The organism is Agriterribacter humi (assembly GCF_009192765.1).
GTDB classification, from domain to species: domain Bacteria; phylum Bacteroidota; class Bacteroidia; order Chitinophagales; family Chitinophagaceae; genus Agriterribacter; species Agriterribacter humi.
Genome location: NZ_VOHQ01000010.1, coordinates 50341 through 73967, shown reverse-complemented (window position 1 = coordinate 73967; position 23627 = coordinate 50341). Strand labels below are relative to the sequence as shown.

21 protein-coding genes are annotated in these 23627 nt (G+C 41.3%); 7 read left to right on the top strand and 14 right to left on the bottom strand.

Features of this window, described 5'->3' with window-relative positions; genetic code table 11:
* Positions 1–2: 2 nt before the first annotated feature.
* Positions 3–482, top strand: a complete 480-nt coding sequence (locus FRX45_RS16315) for a hypothetical protein (protein ID WP_152269522.1) — start codon at positions 3–5, stop codon at positions 480–482.
* A gap of 95 nt (positions 483–577) precedes the next feature.
* Here FRX45_RS16315 and FRX45_RS16305 read toward each other — a convergent pair whose 3' ends face one another.
* Positions 578–1294 carry an SGNH/GDSL hydrolase family protein gene (locus tag FRX45_RS16305; protein WP_152269521.1) on the bottom strand — a complete coding sequence of 239 codons (717 nt, stop codon included), beginning with the start codon at positions 1292–1294 and terminating at the stop codon, positions 578–580.
* 560 nt (positions 1295–1854) lie between these two features.
* Between FRX45_RS16305 and FRX45_RS16300 the strand changes: the two genes are divergently transcribed.
* The 3 genes from FRX45_RS16300 (at position 1855) to FRX45_RS16290 (ending at position 6349) form a co-directional block, all read left to right on the top strand.
* Positions 1855–3393 carry an alkaline phosphatase family protein gene (locus tag FRX45_RS16300; RefSeq protein WP_152269520.1) on the top strand — a complete coding sequence of 513 codons (1539 nt, stop codon included), beginning with the start codon at positions 1855–1857 and terminating at the stop codon, positions 3391–3393.
* Between the two features lie 497 nt (positions 3394–3890).
* Positions 3891–4979, top strand: coding sequence for a metallophosphoesterase (locus FRX45_RS16295; protein WP_152269519.1), 1089 nt, complete (start codon positions 3891–3893; stop codon positions 4977–4979).
* Between the two features lie 188 nt (positions 4980–5167).
* Positions 5168–6349 carry a M20 metallopeptidase family protein gene (locus tag FRX45_RS16290; RefSeq protein ID WP_152269518.1) on the top strand — a complete coding sequence of 394 codons (1182 nt, stop codon included), beginning with the start codon at positions 5168–5170 and terminating at the stop codon, positions 6347–6349.
* 43 nt (positions 6350–6392) lie between these two features.
* On the opposite strand, the gene FRX45_RS16285 is transcribed toward FRX45_RS16290, so the two are convergent.
* From FRX45_RS16285 to FRX45_RS16235, 11 genes are all read right to left on the bottom strand, one after another.
* Complete coding sequence (locus FRX45_RS16285; protein WP_226805417.1) at positions 6393–7724, bottom strand: cryptochrome/photolyase family protein; 1332 nt, start codon at positions 7722–7724, stop codon at positions 6393–6395.
* Positions 7714–8493, bottom strand: a complete 780-nt coding sequence (locus FRX45_RS16280; protein WP_152269517.1) for a tryptophan-rich sensory protein — start codon at positions 8491–8493, stop codon at positions 7714–7716. The genes FRX45_RS16285 and FRX45_RS16280 overlap by 11 nt, the downstream gene beginning before the upstream one ends.
* The gene (locus FRX45_RS16275) at positions 8490–9224 is read right to left on the bottom strand and encodes a lycopene cyclase domain-containing protein (protein ID WP_152269516.1); all 735 of its coding nucleotides are present in this window, start codon (positions 9222–9224) and stop codon (positions 8490–8492) included. The genes FRX45_RS16280 and FRX45_RS16275 overlap by 4 nt, the downstream gene beginning before the upstream one ends.
* On the bottom strand, positions 9221–9694 hold the full coding sequence (locus FRX45_RS16270) for a sterol desaturase family protein (protein WP_152269515.1): 474 nt from the start codon (positions 9692–9694) through the stop codon (positions 9221–9223). Before FRX45_RS16270 ends, FRX45_RS16275 begins: the two co-directional genes overlap by 4 nt.
* The gene (locus tag FRX45_RS16265) at positions 9675–10154 is read right to left on the bottom strand and encodes an SRPBCC family protein (RefSeq protein ID WP_152269514.1); all 480 of its coding nucleotides are present in this window, start codon (positions 10152–10154) and stop codon (positions 9675–9677) included. The genes FRX45_RS16270 and FRX45_RS16265 overlap by 20 nt, the downstream gene beginning before the upstream one ends.
* 79 nt (positions 10155–10233) lie before the next feature.
* Positions 10234–11070, bottom strand: a complete 837-nt coding sequence (locus FRX45_RS16260; protein WP_152269513.1) for a phytoene/squalene synthase family protein — start codon at positions 11068–11070, stop codon at positions 10234–10236.
* Complete coding sequence (locus tag FRX45_RS16255) at positions 11054–12550, bottom strand: phytoene desaturase family protein (protein ID WP_152269512.1); 1497 nt, start codon at positions 12548–12550, stop codon at positions 11054–11056. Before FRX45_RS16255 ends, FRX45_RS16260 begins: the two co-directional genes overlap by 17 nt.
* A 24-nt stretch (positions 12551–12574) precedes the next feature.
* The gene (locus FRX45_RS16250) at positions 12575–13474 is read right to left on the bottom strand and encodes a MerR family transcriptional regulator (protein WP_152269511.1); all 900 of its coding nucleotides are present in this window, start codon (positions 13472–13474) and stop codon (positions 12575–12577) included.
* 287 nt (positions 13475–13761) lie between these two features.
* The gene (locus tag FRX45_RS16245) at positions 13762–14244 is read right to left on the bottom strand and encodes a hypothetical protein (RefSeq protein ID WP_152269510.1); all 483 of its coding nucleotides are present in this window, start codon (positions 14242–14244) and stop codon (positions 13762–13764) included.
* A gap of 7 nt (positions 14245–14251) precedes the next feature.
* Positions 14252–16099, bottom strand: coding sequence for an aspartate--tRNA ligase (gene aspS, locus FRX45_RS16240; RefSeq protein ID WP_152269509.1), 1848 nt, complete (start codon positions 16097–16099; stop codon positions 14252–14254).
* A gap of 261 nt (positions 16100–16360) precedes the next feature.
* Positions 16361–16786 (bottom strand): hypothetical protein, encoded by a 426-nt coding sequence (locus FRX45_RS16235; protein ID WP_193311739.1) that lies wholly within the window; start codon positions 16784–16786, stop codon positions 16361–16363.
* A gap of 118 nt (positions 16787–16904) precedes the next feature.
* On the opposite strand from FRX45_RS16235, the gene FRX45_RS16230 reads away from it, so the two are divergent.
* The 3 genes from FRX45_RS16230 to FRX45_RS16220 all read left to right on the top strand — a co-directional run bounded on the left by FRX45_RS16230 (position 16905) and on the right by FRX45_RS16220 (position 20736).
* Entirely contained in the window at positions 16905–18473 is a 1569-nt protein-coding gene (locus FRX45_RS16230) for a S10 family peptidase (RefSeq protein WP_152269508.1), read from the top strand.
* Between the two features lie 215 nt (positions 18474–18688).
* Positions 18689–19882, top strand: a complete 1194-nt coding sequence (locus FRX45_RS16225) for a toll/interleukin-1 receptor domain-containing protein (protein ID WP_152269507.1) — start codon at positions 18689–18691, stop codon at positions 19880–19882.
* A gap of 374 nt (positions 19883–20256) precedes the next feature.
* A complete protein-coding gene (locus FRX45_RS16220; RefSeq protein ID WP_152269506.1) occupies positions 20257–20736 on the top strand; it encodes an energy transducer TonB in 480 nt (159 codons plus the stop codon).
* 339 nt (positions 20737–21075) lie between these two features.
* Here FRX45_RS16220 and FRX45_RS16215 read toward each other — a convergent pair whose 3' ends face one another.
* Together FRX45_RS16215 and FRX45_RS16210 are read right to left on the bottom strand one after the other, a co-directional pair.
* Entirely contained in the window at positions 21076–22674 is a 1599-nt protein-coding gene (locus tag FRX45_RS16215; protein WP_152269505.1) for a hypothetical protein, read from the bottom strand.
* 309 nt (positions 22675–22983) lie between these two features.
* Positions 22984–23472 carry a DUF6799 domain-containing protein gene (locus FRX45_RS16210; protein WP_152269504.1) on the bottom strand — a complete coding sequence of 163 codons (489 nt, stop codon included), beginning with the start codon at positions 23470–23472 and terminating at the stop codon, positions 22984–22986.
* Positions 23473–23627: the final 155 nt, after the last annotated feature.

Below are 23627 nucleotides of genomic sequence, written 5' to 3'. Positions count from 1 at the left end.
TTGTGGACATATTTGATAAAGTAATACTGAATTTTTGGAGAGCACTGCAAAACAAAGCTGTCAGATATATAATGGTAGGTGGTTACGCTGCTAACCTGCATGGCTATCACCGGTTTACCGGAGATATAGATATATGGCTCGAAGATACGGCGCTGAACCGGCAAAGATTAAGGGCAGCATTTATGGCATGCGGGATGGGCGATTATTTCATGTTGGACAGAATACAGTTTGTTCCGGGCTGGACTGATTTTCATTTATTGAATGGACTGCGCCTGGATATTATTATTAATATGAAAGGCCTGGAAGAATACAGCTTTGATGAAAGCCTGGAAATGGCTGCTATTGCAGCTATAGATGATGTGAAAATTCCTTTCCTGCATATTAACCAGCTCATAGCTAATAAGAAAGCTGTTAACCGACCTAAAGACCAGATAGATGTTATTGAACTGGAAAAAATCAAAAGGATAATTGAGGAAGGATAGTTAAATTTCTTTAGTATTGAAGTATGGCGTACTTACCGATGCCAAAGATCAGCGTTACCCTTCCGACCATCAGCCGGTAATGATTAAAGCGGTAATCAATTAAGAAAGTATTTCAATATCGCTTCCGCGATCAACGCATGTCCTTTTTCATTGGGATGATTGATCTGCGACATATAAGCATCAAGGTTATTACCTGAATTGACAACCTGTTTAAATGCGGCATAGCTGTCTGCCAGACCTATGCCGTATTTTTTTGCCATGGATTTTATCTGAAGCGCATGTTTTTCCAGTACATTGCCGGGCTCAGTAATATGAACGCTTGTATCGGGCGATGGCGTTAGCAGTATGATTTTTATATTTTTTTCCAGTGCCTGCCTGATCATTGCTTCCCAGGATGCTTTCGCTTTGTCCAAACCCATGCCCCGGTCATTCAATGCATAATCTATAAACAGCACATCCGGCTTATGGATCAGTACATCTGTTGCAAATCTTTTTGCACCACTTTCGGAATTTTCTCCGCCAATGGAAGTATTTATAATATTGATAACTGCGTAAGGATAAGCAGTCTTGAGCGCCTTCAGCACCTGGCAGGGATATGCTTCGAGTGTATTAACAACAGGTGTTTTAAAATACCCGGCCGGAACAGAATGCCCGTGAAAAACAAGGTTAATCGTGCGGTTATTTGGCCATTCTTTTTGAAGCGCTGTTTTTACAGTATCCAGGTAACTGGCAGGATCTGCAATTTCTTTTTTAACCGGTATCTGATAAGAACTAAGAAAGAAGAAGAATAAAAGCAAATAAAGATTTTTCATTGTGTTGTGGGATAATTTAATATGTATATTTTTTTGATCGTACCAAAGTTCGGGTGAAATTACCTTTTAAACCAGGGTTTGTTAATTCATAGGCGTTCACCACTCACATAAACTGTGCCAGGCGTCCTCGCCTGGCACTTGCTTATTATCGCCTCCGGGCGATTGTAATTTAAACTTTGCCGTTGCGGACCACTCATGTATTATTGCCCGGAGGCGATATTGTAATCATTCGTGGCGAACCTTCCTGACGACAATCAGGGACGCCACGAACAGCGATAGTTGAGACTGCATTTAGCTTCGAATTTTATATTTGGCTTTTATCCGCACGTGCGGCATCCGACTTCGGATTTAACTTTAATCCCCTTTACTTCGCATATTCTTTATGCACCGGCATTGGACTGTGTATAAAAATAACCTTATCTTAGGATCTGTTTACATTTAGTTTTACAGATTTTGTATAAGCCGGAAGTTGCTATGAAAACCGGAGGAGGAACGGATTGCGACGTAATGATGCCGCCATAAAATGTGTTACCGGTGCCTATAAATGAATCTTTTAAAAAATGAAATCCATATTTCAACTATCCTTTTGGGGACTCATCTTTTCTTTTTCGACTAATGCACATGCAGAACAAGCGTCAGTGGCTGAAAAGGACACTTCAGCAATACACACCCTTATTGTAGTATTTGATGGTTTGCGGCCGGATTATATTAAACCGGAGTGGATGCCTCATTTGTATGCATTCAGAAAAAAAGCGGCCTATGGTAAAGATAATCATAGTGTATTCCCTACCGTTACAAGAGTAAATGCCGCTTCTTATGCTACAGGTTCTTACCCGGCAGCACATGGTTTAATGGGTAATGCGATATATCTGCCGGCGGTAAATGCCCAAAAAAGTTTAAGTACAGGGAACGCCGGTAACCTCAGGCATATTATGGATACTACTTCCGGTAAATTGCTTACTGCCCCTTCACTGGGCGAAGTGCTGCGGGCAGAAGGTGAAAAAATGTTCGTATACAGTTCGGGCACAACAGGACAGGCATTCCTGCAAAATCATACGATTAATGGCGCCATAATCAATCCGGATCTTATACTTCCGGAAGCTTTTAAAGCCGGGCTTACTGCATCCATAGGATCACCGCCTGAAGATGCTACACCCAATACTGCGCGGCATCAATGGATCACAGATGCCTTGTGCAGGTATACACTGGTTGCCAATGGGCCGTTAGTAAGCGCTATTTGGTTTTCCGATCCCGATGGCACCGCGCATGAGCATGGCATTGGCGTACCTATTACGATAACCGCTTTAAAAGCAGTAGATGCCCAGTTTGGCAGAATACTGGATACTATCCGGGCAAGGGGATTGGAGCCTGTTTTTAATATTATTGTTACAGCCGATCATGGTTTTGTAACCCACACGGGAAAGCAGGGCTTTACAGATTTTTTAATACAAAAGGGATTCAAAAAGAGTAAAGACTCTGATGATATCATATTAGCCGATGGCGCTTTGTATGTAAAAGCGCATAACCCTGTGCTGATTCAAAAGATTGTTGAAGCATTGCAGGAACAGGAATGGGTAGGCGCTATTTTTACAAAAGCTGTCAAACCAGGATCAATGAAAGGCGCAATAAAAGGAACCCTGTCCTTTGAATCCATTCACTGGAATCATCCTCAACGGGCCGCTGATATTCTTGTTACCGAAAACTGGAACAACAATAAAAACAGTTTGGGATATGCGGGAACGGATTTTGCCGGAGGCGTGGCAGGGCATGGCGGTTCAAGTCCCTATGAAATACATATTCCTTTAATAGCATACGGGCCATTCTTTAAGCCTGCCTTTGAAAGCAATTTGCCCACTTCCAATATTGATATTGTACCTACTGTTTTGCACATTCATAATATAACTGCCCCAGCACAAATGCAGGGCAGGGTAATGTATGAATTGCTTCGGAACAATAATATAAAGCCAATGACACCCAAAAAAGAGATCATTTTGACAGAATCAAAATTGAAACAGGTAAAGTATAAGTTAATGATGGAAAGAACAATGCTGGGTAAATACAGCTATATCAATTATACCAGCGTAACAAGAGTGCATTAGTAAAAAAATAATATTTGACGTTTAAGTCGTGAAATTGTTTTATAAATAGTGATTTTGTTTCAACAATTGTTACTACTGTTAAGCCAAGCAAATTATGTCTGTATATTATCGTGAAAAGTGAGAGGATAAAAGTGAAAGAAGTGTTTCACTTCTCACGTTTCACGTTTGACATAGCACTACCAACCTTGCCGCAGTCCTGCATCTCAATTTACCCTTTGTATTTTTCAATAACACTTGAAGGGACGATTTGGGTTAGCAGGTTGAACCAGATGCCTGAAATAAACTTGCTATTGTTGAAGTCACAGTAGTACTAAGGCTGCATCAGGGAACAAGCACGAAAACGGGCAGTAATCCCTGCCAGCCCCGTCCGAACGGTTCATCCGGACAGGTGGCAGGCTGGATTTTCGTGTACCTTTTTTTGTTTCTTTTTTGGCAAGCAAAAAAGAAAAAAGAAATTATATCTTTCAGATTCTTATCAATACTAAATCAAACTACGGATGAAACGAAACAATGTGAAATTCTTTTGCAGCATTGTTGTTGCAATATTGTGTTTAACCCATGCTGTAGCCCAGCAGCAAAAATATACTCCACCGGCCCTCAGTGATTCCAATTCCTGGTCAATCATTATGCTACCCGATCCGCAAACCTACCAGAAGTTTGAGCGCAACCAGCCACTATTTGAATTAATGACAGCGTGGATAAGCGAAAATATTGACAGGCTGAACATACAATTGGTGATGTGTACCGGTGATCTTGTAGAGCAGAATGAAATGATAAACCCCGATGGTAAAACCGTTAATCAACCGAGCAGAAGGCAGTGGGCTTCTGTGGCCCGTGCATTTGGCAGGCTGGATGGTAAAGTACCTTATGTGCTTGCGGCGGGTAATCATGATTATGGCTATAGCAATATCAGCGTACGGCGTTCAAACTATAATACCTATTTCCCTGTTGACAAGAATTTTAAAACGCAAAAATTGATCCGCGAAGCCGGGCTCAATGCGGAGGGAATACCCACTATGGAAAATGCCGCTTTCGAATTCACATCTCCGCAGGGCAGAAGGTTTTTATTGCTTACGCTCGAATTCGCTCCCCGGGATACCATCATTGCATGGGCGAAAAAGGTAACCGCAATGGAGAAATACAAAGATCATACGGGCATTATCCTTACGCATTCTTATCTTAGTTCTGCTAACGAGCAAATTGAAAAAGAGAACTATAATATAACAGATGGCAATTACGGAGCGGCCATCTGGCACAAATTGGTACAGCCTTCCACCAATATTCAGTTGGTATTTTCGGGGCACATAGGAGAACCCAATAACGCTAAAGGACATGTAGGATTCAGGACAGATAAAAATGCGGCCGGAAAAAAAGTAAACCAGATGGTATTTAATGCCCAGGCGATGGGCGGCGGCTGGTATGGAAATGGTGGTGATGGCTGGTTGCGGATACTCGAATTTTTACCTGATGGCAAAACGGTTAAAGTAAAAACATTTTCTCCCTTCTTTGCCATATCGCCTACTACACAACAGTTCGCCTGGCGTACAGCGCCCTATGATGCGTTTGAATTTCAGATGGATAAATAAGGAACTGAAGCAACATGAAGATTGTGTTTTGTAATCATTAAAAGCGAAGGAGAAATCTGCCTGGCATTAGCACTACCGCCCAACAGATTTCTCAGTCGTTAAAAAGAGGTAAAAAGAAGAGCATTGATTTACTCCTTCGAAATGACGGTAAGAAGATAGAGATTTCTTTTCCTTCGTATCTTTGGCGCATGCTAAAAGATAAGATAAAGCGACTTGCATCACAGTACGCTGCCGATTTAGTTCAAATACGGCATCATTTACATGCCCATCCCGAATTGAGCTATAAGGAATTTGAAACCTCCAAATTGGTGCAGCAACAGTTGGATGCCATGGGCATTCCCTATACCATAAAAGCAACCACCGGTGTAATTGGTTTACTGAAAGGAAAGAATCCTGAAAAAAGAGTAATTGCACTGAGAGCGGATATGGATGCGCTTCCCATTACAGAAGAAAATGATGTGCCCTATAAATCAAAGAATGTGGGTATAATGCATGCCTGCGGGCATGATGTGCATACTACCTGCCTGTTGGGCGCTGCACGCATATTGAATGAATTAAAAGAGGAGTGGGAGGGAACCATTAAGCTCATTTTCCAGCCGGGTGAAGAAAAGAATCCGGGCGGCGCCAGTCTTTTGATTAAGGAAGGTGCGCTGGAAAACCCCCGTCCATCTGCTATTTTAGGACTGCATGTACATCCCCAGCTTGAAATTGGAAAATTTCGTTTCAGGGGCGGAAAGATCATGGCCAGCGCCGATGAAATTTACATTACCATAAAAAGCAAAGGAGGTCATGCCGCCGCACCGCAGGAGACCGTGGATACCATATTGGTTGCATCGCAACTGATTGTTGCCTTACAGCAAATCGTTAGCCGCAACCGCAATCCCTTTTCGCCCTCGGTGTTATCCATTACTTCTTTTCATGGAGGGCACACTACCAATGTAATACCCAGCGAAGTAAAGCTGATGGGAACTTTCAGGGCGATGGATGAAATATGGCGCTTTAAAGCGCATGACCTTATACGTAAGTTATCTACCGAACTGGTACACAGCATGGGAGCCGAAATTGATCTGCTCATAGATGTGGGATATCCTACGGTTTATAACAATGAACATCTGAATAGTATAGCTGAAGCCGCTGCCGCTGCATATGCAGGTGCAGAAAATGTGGAAGAATCGGAACTGCGTATGGGAGCTGAAGATTTTGGTTATTACTCGCAGGTAATACCCGGTTGTTTTTATCGTTTGGGAGCCGGTAACATTTCAAAAGGAATTATTTCAGGTGTGCATACACCCACTTTTAATATTGATGAAGAGGCAATACCGCTGGGGGCCGGAATGATGGCCTGGCTTGGCGCTACGGTTAATATGTAATGCAAAGGGGGGGTGTAATACCCCATTAAATATTGCCCGTAATTTATATTTCCTTAACCGATTTTTTATACACTTCCAGTGCCCTCTTTCGTGCAAATTCATGCGCTACGATTGGAGGCAGATAACCAGGTTTGAAATCTTTTATCCATGTTTTAATATAAGCCAGTTGCGGGTCAAACTTTTGGGCTTGTGCTGCCGGATTAAATATCCGGAAATATGGTGCCGCATCGCACCCGCTGCCTGCCGCCCATTGCCAGTTACCGTTATTTGAAGCAAGTTCATAGTCTATCAGTTTCTCAGCAAAATACGCCTCGCCCCAGCGCCAGTCAATGAGCAGATGTTTGGTTAAAAAGCCGGCCGCAATCATCCGAACCCTGTTATGCATCCAGCCGGTAGCATTCAGTTGGCGCATACCTGCATCTACAAGGGCATAACCCGTTTTGCCTTTGCACCAAAGTTCAAATTCAGCTTCATTGTTTCGCCATTGAATATGGTCATATTTCTTTTTAAAACTCCCGTTTACAACATAAGGAAAATTAAAAATGATCATCATAAAAAATTCTCTCCATATCAGTTCGTTCAGCCATTGTTCGTTAAACCGGTAAGCAAGTTCTACCAGTTGACGTACACTTACCGTTCCAAAACGCAAATGAATACCTGCATAGCTTGTTCCATTAATTGCAGGCAAATTGCGGGTTTTATGATAGTGTGCTATAGTGGATTCCTGTATATTCAAAGGAGGGATGTGAATATTTATTTTTTCAAAACCGATTTCTTTCAAAGAAGGGATAGCAAGCGGTTTAGTTTTTAAGAGTCGGTGTAAATATTTATCACTTGGGTAAATAATGTTTTTTTGTTCCGCATACTTTTGTTTCCACTTTTTTGAATAAGGAGTAAAAATCGTGTAAGGCGTGCCGTCAGGTTTCATTACTTCCGATCTTTCAAAAATTACCTGGTCTTTGTATGTATGGAAGAGGATTTTTTTTTGTAACAGAAATTGTTGTATTGCTGCATCTCTTTTAATGGCATAAGGCTCATAATCATGATTGGCAAATACTTCCCTGACATCAAGTGCGGAGCAGATATTTTTAAAAGCTGTCAGTGGTTCATAATGCAGCACCAGGAGAGACGCGCCATTTTCATTTAACACGGTATTTATTTGCTCAATGGTCTCATGTATGAATACAATGCGTTTATCCTTTTTATCAGAAAGATGATTGAGGATATGGGTATCAAAAATAAACACGGGCAATACAGGGAATGAGCTCTTTAAGGCATGATACAGCGCCCTGTTGTCATTCAGCCGTAAATCCCTTCGCAGCCAGCATATATTGATTGGAGTTTTAATACCGTCCGGGAGAGCACTATTTATCATGCACAACTTTTTGGGGCTTTAATGCCTGCAGTATACAACTTACCAATAGTATACCTGATGCAATAAAAGCGGTTTGCACTACCGGTGTGCTGCTGCTCTGGTTATTTATTGCAATGGCTGCCAGTGCCCATACGCCCACCAAAGCATATTCCCACATCCTTCGGCTCCACGTCATAAAAAGATTAATGATCACGGCGGCACATATCATGATAATAGTCCAGTTAACTTCCGTAATTCCGAAGCCATTCCATTTTATTTTGATTAAGTAAGCAGCGATATTGGCGATCAATGCAACGGTGATCCACCCGGAGTATAAAGAAAAAGGTAACCAGACGAACAATGATTTTTTAAACGTGCTCCGTTCCCTTTTCACGTTCGTTGCAATAACGATTCTAAATAAAGCTACCAGGAGTATGATCATGATCAATACGGATAATCCGGTATAGTCATAGAGCCATGCAAAAATCCAAAAGCAGTTAGCCATGCAGGAAATAACAAACCACCAGTCAATTTGAGTAACAAAACCGCTATCGGTTGATTTTTTTTTGAAGGTGCCGGCAAGCCCATAAATAACAAAGGCAAGTAAGGCAAGGTATATCAGGCCCCATATCGAAAACGCATATCCGGCAGGCGTAAAGTGATTTTGATAGCGGTCCGATACATCCTTCATCGTGTTATTATTGACTATACCTGTATTGGAAAGGTAATTGATGAATATGGTGACAATAAGTGCTGCGGCGTTGCATATGCTTAATTGTTTTGCAGTCATATGTTTTTCATTTTAACCGTTCTGTAATTGGTTTCTTCTGCGCCTTCTTCGTTTTTCTTTTCCAGCCGTATGTAAAAAAGCAGGTAAGCCAGCATGAGCTCCAATCCAAAAAAAGCATCTTCTATAGGTATAGTAAAGACACGAAGTCCCAGGTTTTCTGAATCATTATAGCGTACAACGGGCTCTTCTAATCCAGTTCCGGTAAGGATCCCATTAACTACAAAAAATGGAATTAAAAGGATTGCATATACGCTTACGGCTTTTCCAAACCAGGTAACCCTGCATACGAACTTTAAAAGGATACAAACAAATGCTGTGCTTATAAAAGTAACAAAAGTGTACAATTTCTCCTTAAATATATACGCTGCTACTACCAGGAACAGTGAGAAAAATATACAGAAAAAGAATTCTACTTTCTTGTTCCAGGCAAGATTATAAAATCGGTTAAAGCAATAATAGGTAAATACACAGGAGAAAGGAATACAGATAAAAAAAAGCATTTCTTCAAGAGGCAGTTTTAAAAGAAATATTCCTGTAACATACCGCGGATTAAAATCCCAAACTCCGTAATGCGTAAAAATAACGTCCCATACTATAAAAATTATAGATACGGGAATACTTGCATAAAAAAAGGCCTTCCAGTTTTTATAGAATTTTATTCTCGGGTGAAAGGAAAACAGCAGGGGTATAATAACCGAGAAGAAATTAACCAGCAGGTAAAGAGATTTCATGATGCACTTTTTGTTTTGGAACTCCGGAAGTATTTAAATGGTATGAACAGCATCCCAAAACTTTCCCCGTCTTCTTTACCCAGGTGCTTGTGGTGCATTTTATGGGCTCTGCGTATTGCCCTTAAATAAGAATTATCGGTATTCCGGAAAATTTTAAAACGTTGGTGAATAAAAACGTCATGAACCAGGAAATAGGCCATGCCATATAAACTAATGCCAAGTCCGCACCAGAAAAGAAAGTTAAAATGATATATAACACCCCAAAAAAGGCCGGCTATGCCCGGTAATGCAAAGATGAGGAAGAAGAAATCATTGTGTTCAAAAAAGCCCGATGATTCTTTTTTATGATGATCCTTGTGTAAACTCCATAGGAATTTGTGCATAATGTATTTATGGGTAAACCATGCAACGGTTTCCATACCGGAAAAGGCAATCACAACCATCAGTATTTTAGCGATTACTGTTTCCATGATTCGTAAATAATTTGTTTAAAACGTTCTTTCTGTACGCAAAGATATTTTCAATTTGTTTTCTCACTGTCAGCAGATGAGCTATTCGGCCCAGTATTCCAAAAGGTAAACTATACTTGATTTCATCTGTCATTAGTATGCCATTCTCCTGTTTAATAAAGGTATGTGTATGTTCCCAGCAAGTATACGGTCCCCTTAGTTGTTTGTCGGTGAACATCATCGGTTTTCTAACCTGGCATATTTCAGTTGTCCAGCGCAGCATAATACCAAAAAAAGGCCTTATCGTATAATCAATAATCATTCCTTCGTAAATCCCGTTATGAGTGGGAACGGTTAGCATTTTAAAGTGAAGTTCGGGAGGTGTTATCACTGCAAGGTTTTGGGGCGATGAAAAGAAATCCCACGCAGTGCCGATGTCTACAGGCAAAAACTGTTCTGTTCTATAAATAAATGGATTCATTGTTTAACGCTTTAGCAAGCTATTCAGGTTGGGGTTAGCAATATCGGCGCTTACAGCCGGTATAAGTTCATAATCCGCTTTATATCCAATGCATTTTATATTGTAGCATGCTATTAAGCAATATGCCAATTTTTTTTCCATTATTAATTCTTATCCTTTCCGTGAATATCTTTTGAGGGGGCAATTTTTTTATTTTATTAAATAAAGACCGGTAATATACATATGCGAGGTAAACGCCGCCCCTGGAGGAAGCGGGGAGTTTTTTAATGCCGGTTAAGGCTATTTTAAAATCCTGCTCAATTTCTCTTTCAATTTGTTTTTTTTGGGTTCCGCTAAAGGCTGTCATATCTACCTCAGGGAAGTAGCTTCTTTCCAGCAACTGGTAATCGTCTTTCATATCCCTTAAAAAATTTACTTTCTGAAATGCTGCTCCCAGTTTCATGGCATATAATTTCAATTCGTCATACATTTTTCTGTCTCCGCCGGTAAATACCTGCAGGCACATTAAACCCACTACCTCTGCAGAACCCAAAATATATTGCCGGTACTTTTCAGGGGTATACTGTATTTTTTCCAAATCCATTTCCATACTGCAAAAAAAAGTTTCAATCAATTCAGGTTTTATGTTGTACCGATGAACCGTATCCTGGAAAGCATTTAAAATAGGATTAACCGATATCCGGTTTACTATCGCTTCATTGGTTTCCTGCCTGAATTTTTGAAGCAGGGATTGCTTGTCGTATCCTTCAAAACTATCTACTATTTCATCGGCAACTCTTACAAAGCCATATATGGAATAAATACCATTGTGTAGCCTGTTATTCAAAAAGTAGATACCCAATGAAAAACTGGTACTATAGGTGCGGGTAGTCATTTTGCTTACCTGGGCGGACAAATGATCAAATAGCGGCTTCATACTTTTGTTTTTTGAGGTATTTTAGTAACTGTTCTGCTGCAATTTTTCCGGAAATAAGAGAAGGCGGAACGCCGGGACCCGGAACAGTGAGCTGCCCTGCATACAGGAGGTTTTTTATTTTTTTATTCCGGATGCTGGGTTTCAATATAGCCGTTTGCATTAATGTGTTGGCCAGTCCGTACGCATTGCCTTTATAGGCATTAAAATCAGTAATGAAATCGCTGAGGCAATAGCTTTTTTTGTAATCAATGTATGACATTATGTCCTCGCCGGTTTGCTTTTCGAGGCGTTGCATCATTATTTCAAAATACTTTTCCCGCAGGATATTATTATCTTCCAGTGCAGGAGCCAATGGCATTAAAAGAAATAAATTCTCATGCCCGTAAGGCGCCACTTCATTATCTGTCCTGGATGGGCAGCATACATAAAACAGGGGCTTTACCGGCCATTTTGGATATTTGTAAATGTCTTCAGCATGCTGTAAAAGCGGCTCTTCAAAGAATAAAGTATGATGCTGCAACAATGTTATTTTTTTACTAACACCAACATAATAAATGAGGCAGGAAGGAGCAAGCGTTCTTTTACCCCAGTAGGCTTCCGTATAATTCCGGTGCGATACAGGGAGTAACGCGCTTTCAATATGGTGGTAATCGGCTGAGCCTATTATTGCATCAAACGCATTTTCCGTTCCCTTTATAATAACGCCCCGGACAAGATTGTCTTCAACCACAATTTTTTCAACCGGGCTATTGAAATGAAAGTAGACGGACTGTTTTTGGCACACCTGCACCATGGCTGCGATAACTTTCCCGAATCCACCCTGGGGATACCATGTTCCTAATTGTAAGCCCGCATAATTCATCAAACTGTACAAAGCCGGCGTTTGCCCGGGCATTGCACCCAAAAACAACACGGGAAATTCCATTAAGGCAATCAATTTGGGATTCGAAAAATATTTGCGTACGTGTTTGCTGAAGCTGGAAAATAGCTGCAAACGCATTGCTCCTTTTATTAATTGGGGATCGGCAAATTCCAGAGGCGATAAACCTGGCATATACGCCAGCTTTCGCATTCCCGTTTCATACTTATACCGTGCTTCCTGCATAAATGTTTCCAGCCTGCGTGCACTTCCGTTCTCTATGGATTCAAACAGGTCGCATAATGCACTATAGTTTGCAGGAATGGTTAGTGTTTGCTGCCCGGAAAAAACAATATCAAAAGAAGGATCAAGTAATGTTAATTTATAAAGTTCCTCAACCCTGTATCCGAAATCATTGAAAAAACTTTCAAATATATCCGGCATCCAGTACCAGCTCGGACCCATATCAAAAAGATAGCCGTTATCTGTTTTCAATTGCCGTGCCCTGCCACCGGCTGTTTCATTTTTTTCAAACACATGCACTTCATGACCCGAGGCTGATAAATAAGCGGCTGCGCTTAAACCTGAAAATCCTGAGCCAATGACTGCAATTTTGGACATGAATCGTTGTTTATATTTTGGTTACTAATTTATAACACTATTACTTGCCAGTTGCTGTTCAAGATCTGCAACAGAAGCCAGCCATTGAACATTTTTTGGCGTTTTAACCTGGGTGATGATTTTGTGTTGGCAGGCTACAAATATTTTTTTCGATGTAAAACGACGGGCTATCTCATTGAGGTAATCTTCCGTATCACGGGGCAAATTGTTATGTACCAGGAAGAGAAGCAAATGCTCCGGCGAAAATTGATCCACGGCTTCATTCAGGGAGTCAACTGGCAAATTAGCTCCCAGGTAAATGGCCTTTGAACCCGAAAGCCTGATCAGGTAGAAAGCATGTAATAAACCTATTTCATGAAATTCATTTTCTGGTAAATACAATAGCCAGCAATCCGATCCGGACTTTGCTGGGGGCAGTGCATCAATTGCTGTAAAAAACTTTTGACGCAGTAAATTGCTGATATAATGTTCCTGCGCAGGAGGTATTGAATCCTTTGTCCACAAGAGTCCTAGCCGTACCAGCATCGGGTATATCACTTTTGTGTAGGCTTCTTTCATTCCATACTTGAGGAGGCAATGAGAAAATGTTTTTTCAAAATGTATTTCATCGTAGCTCATGCCTGCTGCTATAAGCTGGGAGATAAAATAGTCATCTGCCTTATTGTTGTCCGTGTTATCGGGCAGATCGCCTATCAGTTTATAAATTTGCTTATCGGACATTGCGCATAACTCTGAGACTTTATACCTTTGTTGCTGCAAACTAACAATATTCAGCAACCTCCTCAGTTGTACATTGTCATAATATCTTGTGTTTCCTTCAGAACGATCAGGCTTCAGAGCATTATAACGTTGTTCCCACATTCTGATGGTATGTGGCTTAATTCCCGAAAATTGTGCAAGCTGGGAAATAGAAAACAAGTCCATTTCTTTTGTTTAAATTTTTATAAAAATATTTAAACAAAATGGGTTTTAAAAATTTTTTTCCCCTTATTTTGCAGAAAGACGGGCGTGCTGAAAATAAATGCCGGGTATATTCATTTGAACGTGGGGGGAGGGGGATAATTTATACCATGTTTAACTTTGTCGATGAGATACATGAAATCACAATAGCATAATAGCTTCTTTCCGTGGAATAGCCGAAAAAGTTTAGGACAACCATTTTTTTGGAGAGCTGAGAGCAGCCGTTATAATAGCTGTGTATGGGTATTAGGTTACTCCTCCTGATTTGATGCCAGGTAACATCTCAGCAACCTTATGCTCAGCAATACATTAACGGCAATGCCTATGCTAAAGAGCAACGAAAAAATGCCTGCACCCCGAATGGCGGCAACAAGATCTACACCTTCGGGTTTAAACGGAAGCTGAACCTGCTTTACTACTTCTGCCGCATTTTGAATGATAACCACTGCATTGCCGATATTGAGTACGGCGAAAAATAAAGCCATGAAGCCAATAAGCTTTATGCCTGTAGGCGTTTGTTTATTTAAAGGAATTTCGGGGTGTACAATACTTTTACGCAATTGCAATGCGGCATAACTGTGTAATACAATAGACCCGGTCAGCACAATAGATACCAGCAAAATGGAAGCATTGGGGGTCATCAGCATGCTCAGTAAACCGCCAAGCACCAGTATCCCTCCAATGATGAGGTTGATCCAGGATAGTATATTCGATATTTTTAAAGCTTTTTTCATGTTGGTATTAAAGTGATGTTTGATCTATGGTCTTTAATTGAATAGCTAATTCTTCTAATTGTTTTTCATCAATAGTAGATGGGGCATCCAGCATCATATCTCTTCCGCTGTTGTTTTTGGGGAAAGCGATAAAATCGCGGATGCTCTCGCTGCCACCCAGTATGGCACAGAGGCGGTCGAACCCGAACGCAATACCACCGTGAGGCGGAGCGCCATATTCGAAAGCGCCTAATAAAAAACCGAACTTGTGCAGCGATTCTTCCCTGCTCATGCCCAGTGCGGCAAACATTTTTTCCTGTAATCCCCTTTGAAAGATCCTGATGGATCCGCCACCAATTTCATTTCCGTTCAAAACCATATCATATGCATTGGCTTTGATATTCGCATAGGGGTGCTCAAGGTATTTTGCGGCATCTTCAATGGCCGGCGAATGGGCGATCATAGTGTCAATATCGGAAGGCCGGGGTGAGGTAAACGGATGATGCCGCGCTACCCAGCGGTTATCATCGGCTGCATATTCAAACAATGGGAAATCGAGCACCCACAGCAGTTTAAATTCATTGTCTTTTCTAAAGCCGAGGCGTTTACCCATTTCCAATCTCAGCTCACTGATGGCTTTCCGGGTTCTTTCTTCGGGTCCGGCAAGAATTAAAACCAGGTCGCCGGCATTGGCCTTAACCGCTGTAGCGATAAGTTTTAATTGTTCCCCGGTATAAAATTTATCTATACTGCTCTTAAAGCTTCCATCTGCATTGCATTTTATAAACGCCAGCCCTTTCATGCCAATTTGTGGGCGTTTAACCCATTCCGTTAGCTCATCTGTTTGTTTGCGGGAATATTCGCTGCAACCCGGTACGGAAATAGCTACAAGGGTTTCGGCCTCATCGAATACTTTAAAACCGCCTTCGCCAACAGGCGTTTTAGGAATCGTTTGCTGCCTGCTGAGATATACATGCGGCGGCACTTTCAAATTGGCCACCTGCATTCCAAAACGGATATCGGGTTTATCGTTACCGTAATCCCACATCGCATCTTCCCAGGTCATCCTTTCCACCGGTTCCGTATAATCAATGCCTTTTATATCTTTAAAAATCCGCTTGATCAGTCCTTCAAACATGTTGAGTATATCTTCCTGATCCACGAAGCTCATCTCGCAATCAATTTGTGTAAACTCCGGCTGACGGTCTGCCCGCAGGTCTTCATCCCTGAAACATTTCACCACCTGGTAATACCGGTCGTAACCGCTTACCATAAGCAATTGCTTAAAAGTTTGCGGACTTTGTGGCAATGCGTAAAACTGCCCGGTATTCATGCGCGAAGGCACTACAAAATCTCTGGCTCCTTCGGGCGTTGATTTGATAAGGAATGGAGTTTCAATATCCATAAAGCTGTTCTCGTGCAGGTAGTTCCTGGCAGAACGGCTCACAGCATAACGTAGTTCGAGATTGCGTTTAACCGCATTGCGGCGCAGATCCAGGTACCTGTATCTCATGCGAAGATCATCGCCACCATCGGTATCGTCCTGTATGGTAAAAGGTGGCGTCGCCGATTGGTTAAGAACGGTAAATGAAAGTATATTAATTTCAATTTCACCGGTAGAAAGATTAGGATTTTTATTGCTGCGTTCCACAACAACTCCTTTTGCCTGCAAAACAAATTCCCGGCCCAGGGGATGTTCTTCCAGTTGCCGGTTCAGTTCTTCGCCGAATAATAATTGCGTAATGCCATAGCGGTCGCGCAGGTCAATAAAGGTAATGGCGCCGAACTTCCTGATGGTTTGTACCCAGCCGGCAAGTGTTACTGTTTTTCCGGTATCCTGTATGCTTAATGCCCCGCATGTGTGTGTCCTGTACATTCCTGTGCTTTTTTAAGGACTGCAAAGGTAAATCATTTAAGCAGGATAGCAGGATTTGTGGACTGTGATTTGTAGTTTAGCGTTGTGTTCCGGATTTTGCTTGTCATTGGCAGGAACGAACCATCTGTATATAATTTGGTTCTTATTTCTTTGTATTGCTTCGAATTTCGGATTTCAGGCTTTGGGCTTTCGCTATTTTATCCGCCACTGCAGACAGGTTTTATTTGGTTCTTATAATTTGGTTCTTTGTATTTGCATTCTTTATATCTTTTCCTCCCTCGCCAGTTCACCCGCTTTTAATATCATTTTCTTTCTAAAGCTTTTTTTGTGACCTAAAAAGAAATAATAATAAACCAGTATACACAAGCCCATGCCAAACGGAATAAGTGCCAGGTGGCGGGCGCCCCATGCACCTTCATCCCAGCCATAAAATTCTCCTGTCATCCACAGGCAATTTGCCGTTATCCATAGCACCACTGCCAGGTTGTGTAAAAGTTCTGCAATGAGCTTGCGCGTTTGCCAGGTAATGGTAATAGCAACGGTAAGCGTGGGTATGATCATGATCATGCCCATGATGTGAAAATCTAAAGCCCAGCAAATATCTTTAAGCAACCATAATAAAATATGCAGGTTTTCTACACGCCGGAAACGGGCGGGGATGCTGTACACATCGTTATTATCATTCATGGAATTGAAACAAAAAATAAATATTATACTTCCCGAAGGATAGCCTTAACTTTTCAAAAATAAATTTTTATTTAATACTTTTAAGCACAGCGGTTTTTAACGCTTAAATCTACCTGGCATGAAAAAAACATGTTTGCTCGCCCTGCTGTTCTTCGGATTTTTACCGGCGCTATTTTCTCAAAAGCAAAACAATAAGCAGCCTGAAGTCCCTTCATCGCCATCAGCTAAGGAAACGGAAGCTTTGGTGCGTAAGCTTAATATAGATTCTGCCGTTACTGTAAAAAATGCGATAACCATTAAAAGTCAGCGCGTGCCCTATACCGTTATCGCAGGCACGATTCCCGTATGGGATGAGAATGGAAAACCACTTGCCGGCGTGTTTTACACATACTACGAAAGATCTGATGTGAACGACCGATCATCCCGTCCGCTGGTCATTTCATTCAACGGCGGACCGGGTACGCCCTCTGTATGGATGGAGATCGGCTATACAGGCCCGCGGATACTTCAAATAGATGACGAAGGGTACCCCGTTCAGCCTTATGGCATGCGGGATAACCCGTATTCTATATTAGATGTTGCGGATATTGTATATGTAGACCCGGTGAATACCGGTTTTTCAAGAGCTGTGAACAAGGATATACCAAAGACAAAATTTTTTGGTGTTAATGCCGATATCAAATACCTGGCGGAATGGATCAGTACTTTCATCAGCCGGTACAAACGCTGGGCTTCTCCCAAATACCTGATTGGTGAAAGTTATGGCACTACAAGGGTATCGGGACTGGCGCTGGAACTGCAGAATGCACAATGGATATACCTGAATGGCGTGATACTGGTTTCGCCAACCGACCTGGGCATTGAAAGGGGAGGAGTGATGGACGCCGCGCTGTTGCTGCCCTATTACGCTGCAACAGCCTGGTATCACAAAGTGCTGCCCGCCGATTTACAGCAAAAAGATCTTAGCGCTGTGCTGCCCGAAGTGGAAGCTTTTACCATTAATGAATATTTGCCGGCGCTGGCAAAAGGCGGTACGCTTAGTGAAGCCGGGAGAAAACAAATAGCGGCTAAGGTAGTCCGTTATTCCGGGCTGAGTGAAAAAGCGGTGCTGCAAAATAATCTTTCTATTTCCACTAATTTTTTCTGGAAAGAATTATTGAGGGATAAAGGTTATACCGTAGGACGATTAGACTCCCGCTATCTTGGCGTAGATAAAAAAGATGGTGGTGAACGTCCGGATTACAATGCCGAGCTAACAGCATGGCTGCATGCCTTTACCCCCGCCATCAACATCTACCTGCGCGATGAGTTGAATTATAAAACAGACCTGCCTTACAATATGTTCGGCAATGTATTTCCATGGGACAATGAAAATAACAAAACCGGCGAAAACCTCCGCCAGGCGATGGCGCAAAATCCCTATCTGCACCTGCTGGTGCAAAGCGGCTATTACGATGGCGCCTGCGATTATTTCAATGCCAAATACAATATGTGGCAAATGGACCCGGGCGGTAAGTTGCAAAGCCGTATGACATGGGAAGGTTACCGCAGCGGGCACATGATGTACCTGCGCAAGGAAGACCTGGCTACGAGCAATCAGCACCTGTGCGATTTTATTTTGAGAACGATACCTAAGCGGGGAGAAGGGGCGAGGTATGGAAGGGGAAAGGGGAAAGGAGAGAAGTGAAAGGTGAAAAGTTGAGAGAAGAAAGTGAGACGGGGAATTTCCCGATTTGAGATTTTATGATTTTTGATTTATTGTTATGCTTTCGTTGCACAAAATCGTTTTGGAAGGGAATGATTTGAGATTTAATATTTGATATTGCATTTCGCTTCGGATTTCAGACTTCGGTATTTAAATTTTGAATTTTAAACTGTATTTTCAGGTAACATACCTTTTCCATGGAGCTAAAAAAAATCTTCTTTAGTTATTCCAGGGCCGATGGCTCGGACTTTGCTTTGCGGCTTGCACTCGATCTTAAGAAAGAGGGCTTTAATGTATGGATTGATCAGCAGGATATCAGGGCAGGCTCCGAATGGGACCTTGAAATAGAAAAAGCATTAGAAACCTGTGATTGCTTATTGTTTATAGAAACGGAAAAATCAGTAATCTCCAATAATGTGCTGGATGAAGTGTATTACGCACTGGATCAGGATAAAAAGGTTATACCGGTTATTCTTCATGACAGCAAAACGCCTTTCAGGCTGCAACGGTTACAGCATGTAGATTTTACAAAAGATTATAATGCAGGGCTTACCCATTTAATAAGAGAATTAAATGGTAGTGCGGCTACTGAATTTTTCCAACCAGGAGAAAGCAAAGTGCAACAAAAAAATGCCAGATCATTTTTTACAAAAACTTCATCACTTATATTAATCATTACTTTTCTTGTTATTGCAATAGCTGCGGTTGTTATGTATTCAGCAAAAAATAAAGAAGCGGTAAATGGCAGTTCTGATAAAATAGTAAATGCGAATGATACAACTACAGGTGAAGAAGATGTAGTGGATATTGATTCCAAAATGCCGGCAAAAAGTGAAACGCGTGGTACAGAAGAGGCAGAAAAAAAAACGATAAAGCCCGGAACTGGCAATAAAACAGCAGAAAGAAAAAGAGTAAACTTAAATGAAACTTTTGGAGGAGACTGGCAATTAGTTGATGTGGAACCCAAGGCCGCCTCGCATAGGGGATACCTGAAAATAGATGAACTGGATGAAGAAAAGGTGAAGATCAAAAGCTATATTCAGTTCTATTATCCTAAAACAAACGACACTGCTTTTTTAAGCATATTTAATGGGTTTGCCGGCTGCGCGTCGTGTAAATTACAGGAGGAAATGAAAATTACCGCAGAGGATATTGCAGTTGCCACACAACGCTATAAAATTTTAAAAGAAGATCAGCCGGGTATAGGAAAGTCGGGCGATACCATAATGAATGAGGGTTCTAATAAGTCTATCCGCGCATCTGTTACGCTGCACCTGGTAAACAATAAAACAGTGGTGATAAAAGTTCAGCGGACTACTCCTGCTGAACTTTCACCCGGAATAATACTGGAGCCTTTTGTATATTCATTCCGTTTTGCGAAAGTGGATTGAAAACATTATGGCATGAAACTAAACAGCTTGATTCTCCGCAGTGTCTGTCACGCAAAGCCAGTGGGAAGCAGACAACGTGCGGGAATATTACGGATGGCGGCGGATGATTAAATAAACATAAAATCGTATATTTAGGAAGCAACAGCATTGCTGTTGCAGGATATTGATTTTGACAAAGAGGGTAATAATAGCGCATTGCACCGTCCCCGGCAAACGTACAAAGTCCTGTGGGGAGACAGTGCGGAGAAAGAAAGCGGTGAAAAACGGGCAAACGGAAGAACTTTCCCCTTCTACTGTTAACAACTGCTTTCAACAACCAGTTTAATTATATTGTTAGTCATTTTTTTGCATCATCTAAAAAAAGAAGATTAGCCATGATTACTCATCAGAAAAAGAACGATTCGCATTTGCAAGGCGTTAGACTGTTATTACCGCTTGCCGTGTTACTGGTAATTGCGTTTGCCGCAAAAGCCGAAAAAAATAAGTTTTCCGTTTCCCAACTTGTTAACGCGGAGAGACGGGATACGGTAAACGCTTCATTCCCTGGCGGGGAGCGGGAACGGGCAAACTATCTAAGTCGCCTGATTAATGCAGACAAGTTTTATAAGGACTCCATCCAGAATAGGCAGGGTACTGTAAACGTTCAGTTTACGGTAGATGAAACCGGCAATTTAAAAGACTTTGTTCTCATTGAAGATAACATCCCCTACATTGCCAATCTGATAACCAAATATTTGAAAGAAGGTCCTGAATGGACTCCGAAAAAGATCAATGGAAAACCTATACCATCAACTCAACAGGTGCAGCTTAAAGTTTCGGTTGACAAATGGAGAATTATGAGATTTGATTTTTAACGATTCCTGTTGCCGGCTAAGTACTGAGACTGTTGATAGCCTTCGGAAAGTAATAGCTTTATATTTGATTCTCCGCAGTGTCTGTCGTGCAAAGCCATTGGGAGGCAGACGATGCTGCGGGAATATTACGGATGGCGATGGGTGATTAAATAAACATTAAATCGTGTATTTCTGAAGTAACAGATTATATGCTGTTACAGGATATTGATTTGACACCGAGGTGGTAATAATAACATACAGCAGCGTCCCCGTCAAAAGCACAGGCCTCGTGGGGAGACACCGCGGAGAAAGAAACCTCTCTTAAGATTTGTGCAAAAGCTCTGAGTCAGGAAACAATAACTAATTAACCGTAATAAGCAGCGGTTTAAAAAGTGTTTTCTTAAGCTTTGCCCTGCCAATAAATTGCTTGCCATTGATTTTAGTGAACTCGGAAGGGAAGATCATAATATCTTCTTCCCTCGTGTTAAACACCAGTTCTTTGGATATGTTTCCGTTATGATCCACCTTGCTTACAAACACCTGTCCGCCCAGTCCATCAACATGTTTAGCCGGCGTGTCATCTTCCTCAAGATGCAAATTCTTTAAATTATCAAGGTATAAAAAATAATATCCTGTAGCATCGCTGATCAGTTTAAAACCCATCGTTCCCCTACCTCTGCTGCCTTCCTGCCGTTTGGGTATTTTCTTTATCCATTGAAAATTTCCGGAAGCATCTATTTTGGTGGCCAGTATATCTTCATAGTGAAAGGTAGTATAATAGGTAAAACGGCCGTTTCCATCCATCCTGGATTTTTGCAGAATGTAATATTCCTCACAAGCTAAAAACACACTGCCGTCCTTTTCAACCGCCACATCTCTTACCGTTAAGTTTGGGATCTCATAATCATCCTTTTTTTCCATTTTTCTGCGTTTGCGGGCCGATTCAAATTTTTCCAGTTCCGACACGGGAAATTTATAATGGCCTTTCATGTAGCCGTCAACTTTTCCTTCTGTATTGAGTATGCCCAGAAAAATACCTTCCGTTCCTTTGTTTTTCGCGTTTTTGCTGTATGTGCAGGCTATGATCATATCATGCAGTGCGTTTTCAATAAGCGTTGATTCCCGGATAAAATACGCATCAATAGAAACAGTTGCATGTATAACCTGCTTATTATCTTTAGTGAACTTAAATACTTCTAAGTGATATGCCGGATTGCCTGTGGCTTTGTCTGTTTCCTTTCTTGCATCGGAGTCATATACTTTCGCCAGCAGGTAGGCGTTTCCTTTTGAATCAATAGAAAAGTCCGCATTGTCCATTCTTGCCTCCGTATAAGGCATGATAAATTCGTTCCCCCATATTTTATGAAGTGTTTCATCAAAAACATGAATACCTATTTTGTCAAAGCTGTTTTTATCTTTTTTTGATTCAGGTGCAATCCTGTAGCTTACCAATAATTTAGTATGATCCGCATCAAAATTGAAATCGAATTTATTTACTTTCTTATACCTGTATAAACCAGTCATCACGGCATCGCCGGCCAATTTGGGTGTTTCAATTATTTTCTGGTTGAGATCGCTTATCCTGCCATTTTTTACATCTATTGAAGTGGCATATAATATTTCTTTTTGAGTATTCTTATCCCAGTCGCTTCTCAGCCAAAAATAATTGTTGTTAAAATCTGCAACTATTTCACTGTTCATGTTTTTGGTAGCATCAGATAGCGCAATTACCTTTTCACCGGTTTGTGCCAGGTTTTTGGGATTGAAGCGTGTAATATAAAGCGCTTCTTTTTTTAAAGAGAGATTTACAATCCCGTCCTTGTCGTTTCCAAAAAAAGAAAGATCTTCTGCTTTTTTGGGTAAACCATATTCAGTACCTGTTTTAAACTGAAATTTTTTACTTTGTCCGAAAACAATAGTGGCTGATATACAGGCGATGATGAGGAAAATTTTTTTCATAATATAGATGAGGGTTGTGCAAATTGTGTAATGTGCAGTGTTAGGGCAATTAAATGAGGTACCCGTTTTGTTTCAACGCAACATATGGGCTATTATTATATTTTAGTAATAAATTCCGGTTCATTTTACCGCAGCATCTGCAAAATACCTGCTATGTGCTTCCAGGACTGCATCCCCAAAAACAAAAGTTAAATACTTCAATCGCCGGGAGGCGATAATAAAAAAATGAGCGGCGAAGTCGCCGCGCATAACGTGAAACATAAATTCTACCTTTCGATCAATTGGCGGTAATATGTAATGACGGGAAAATTAATTTTTAACGGAGTCAACCAGTTCTTTGGCTTTTTTCCCAGCTTTATTCGCACCTTCTTTCACAGCTTCCCCTGCATCTTTTACAGCTTCCTTCGTAGCATCCCATGCGTTGGAAACAGCCTTTCCTGCTTTATCAAAAAAACGGCCGGTCTTTTTTACAGATTCCCCTTCTTTAAGCGTGATGGTCTTACCCTCTTTCCTGGCATCACCTTTTACTGTAATTACTGTACCATCATCCAGCGTAATATTTTTTTCAGCTTCTACCCAGGTTCCGTTTTTATAAGCGAGTAATTTTTCGTTCTGCCACCTCACATCACCTTCTTCGGCCTGGTACGTTGCGGTGGCATCCATATCTATATGCGTATGATCTGCCGGCGGCGTTTGCAGTGTAGCCGTATCATCGCCGCTCATTGCTGCATCCCCGGAATTGTTATTGCAGGCAACGACAGCAACGGCAATAGCAACGAAAAAAAATATCTTTTTCATATAAGTTCTGTTTAATTATAAATCAGTTTTTTATGCTAATGGTTATACCAAAAAAGTGCCAGAGATGAAATGAATGAATTACAATCCCGCTTATGAATGCACAAGCGTACACCTAATCTATTCTTAACAAACGATATTCAATCCGTGGAAAAAAT

Excerpts from the sequence above, each read along its gene's own strand:
- FRX45_RS16305 (WP_152269521.1), bottom strand. The coding sequence starts at position 1,294 with ATGAAAAATCTTTATTTGCTTTTATTCTTCTTCTTTCTTAGTTCTTAT.
- FRX45_RS16300 (WP_152269520.1), top strand. The coding sequence starts at position 1,855 with ATGAAATCCATATTTCAACTATCCTTTTGGGGACTCATCTTTTCTTTT.
- FRX45_RS16295 (WP_152269519.1), top strand. The coding sequence starts at position 3,891 with ATGAAACGAAACAATGTGAAATTCTTTTGCAGCATTGTTGTTGCAATA.
- FRX45_RS16290 (WP_152269518.1), top strand. The coding sequence starts at position 5,168 with ATGCTAAAAGATAAGATAAAGCGACTTGCATCACAGTACGCTGCCGAT.
- FRX45_RS16285 (WP_226805417.1), bottom strand. The coding sequence starts at position 7,724 with ATGATAAATAGTGCTCTCCCGGACGGTATTAAAACTCCAATCAATATA.
- FRX45_RS16280 (WP_152269517.1), bottom strand. The coding sequence starts at position 8,493 with ATGACTGCAAAACAATTAAGCATATGCAACGCCGCAGCACTTATTGTC.
- FRX45_RS16275 (WP_152269516.1), bottom strand. The coding sequence starts at position 9,224 with ATGAAATCTCTTTACCTGCTGGTTAATTTCTTCTCGGTTATTATACCC.
- FRX45_RS16270 (WP_152269515.1), bottom strand. The coding sequence starts at position 9,694 with ATGGAAACAGTAATCGCTAAAATACTGATGGTTGTGATTGCCTTTTCC.
- FRX45_RS16265 (WP_152269514.1), bottom strand. The coding sequence starts at position 10,154 with ATGAATCCATTTATTTATAGAACAGAACAGTTTTTGCCTGTAGACATC.
- FRX45_RS16260 (WP_152269513.1), bottom strand. The coding sequence starts at position 11,070 with ATGAAGCCGCTATTTGATCATTTGTCCGCCCAGGTAAGCAAAATGACT.
- FRX45_RS16255 (WP_152269512.1), bottom strand. The coding sequence starts at position 12,550 with ATGTCCAAAATTGCAGTCATTGGCTCAGGATTTTCAGGTTTAAGCGCA.
- FRX45_RS16250 (WP_152269511.1), bottom strand. The coding sequence starts at position 13,474 with ATGGACTTGTTTTCTATTTCCCAGCTTGCACAATTTTCGGGAATTAAG.
- FRX45_RS16245 (WP_152269510.1), bottom strand. The coding sequence starts at position 14,244 with ATGAAAAAAGCTTTAAAAATATCGAATATACTATCCTGGATCAACCTC.
- aspS (WP_152269509.1), bottom strand. The coding sequence starts at position 16,099 with ATGTACAGGACACACACATGCGGGGCATTAAGCATACAGGATACCGGA.
- FRX45_RS16235 (WP_193311739.1), bottom strand. The coding sequence starts at position 16,786 with ATGAATGATAATAACGATGTGTACAGCATCCCCGCCCGTTTCCGGCGT.
- FRX45_RS16230 (WP_152269508.1), top strand. The coding sequence starts at position 16,905 with ATGAAAAAAACATGTTTGCTCGCCCTGCTGTTCTTCGGATTTTTACCG.
- FRX45_RS16225 (WP_152269507.1), top strand. The coding sequence starts at position 18,689 with ATGGAGCTAAAAAAAATCTTCTTTAGTTATTCCAGGGCCGATGGCTCG.
- FRX45_RS16220 (WP_152269506.1), top strand. The coding sequence starts at position 20,257 with ATGATTACTCATCAGAAAAAGAACGATTCGCATTTGCAAGGCGTTAGA.
- FRX45_RS16215 (WP_152269505.1), bottom strand. The coding sequence starts at position 22,674 with ATGAAAAAAATTTTCCTCATCATCGCCTGTATATCAGCCACTATTGTT.
- FRX45_RS16210 (WP_152269504.1), bottom strand. The coding sequence starts at position 23,472 with ATGAAAAAGATATTTTTTTTCGTTGCTATTGCCGTTGCTGTCGTTGCC.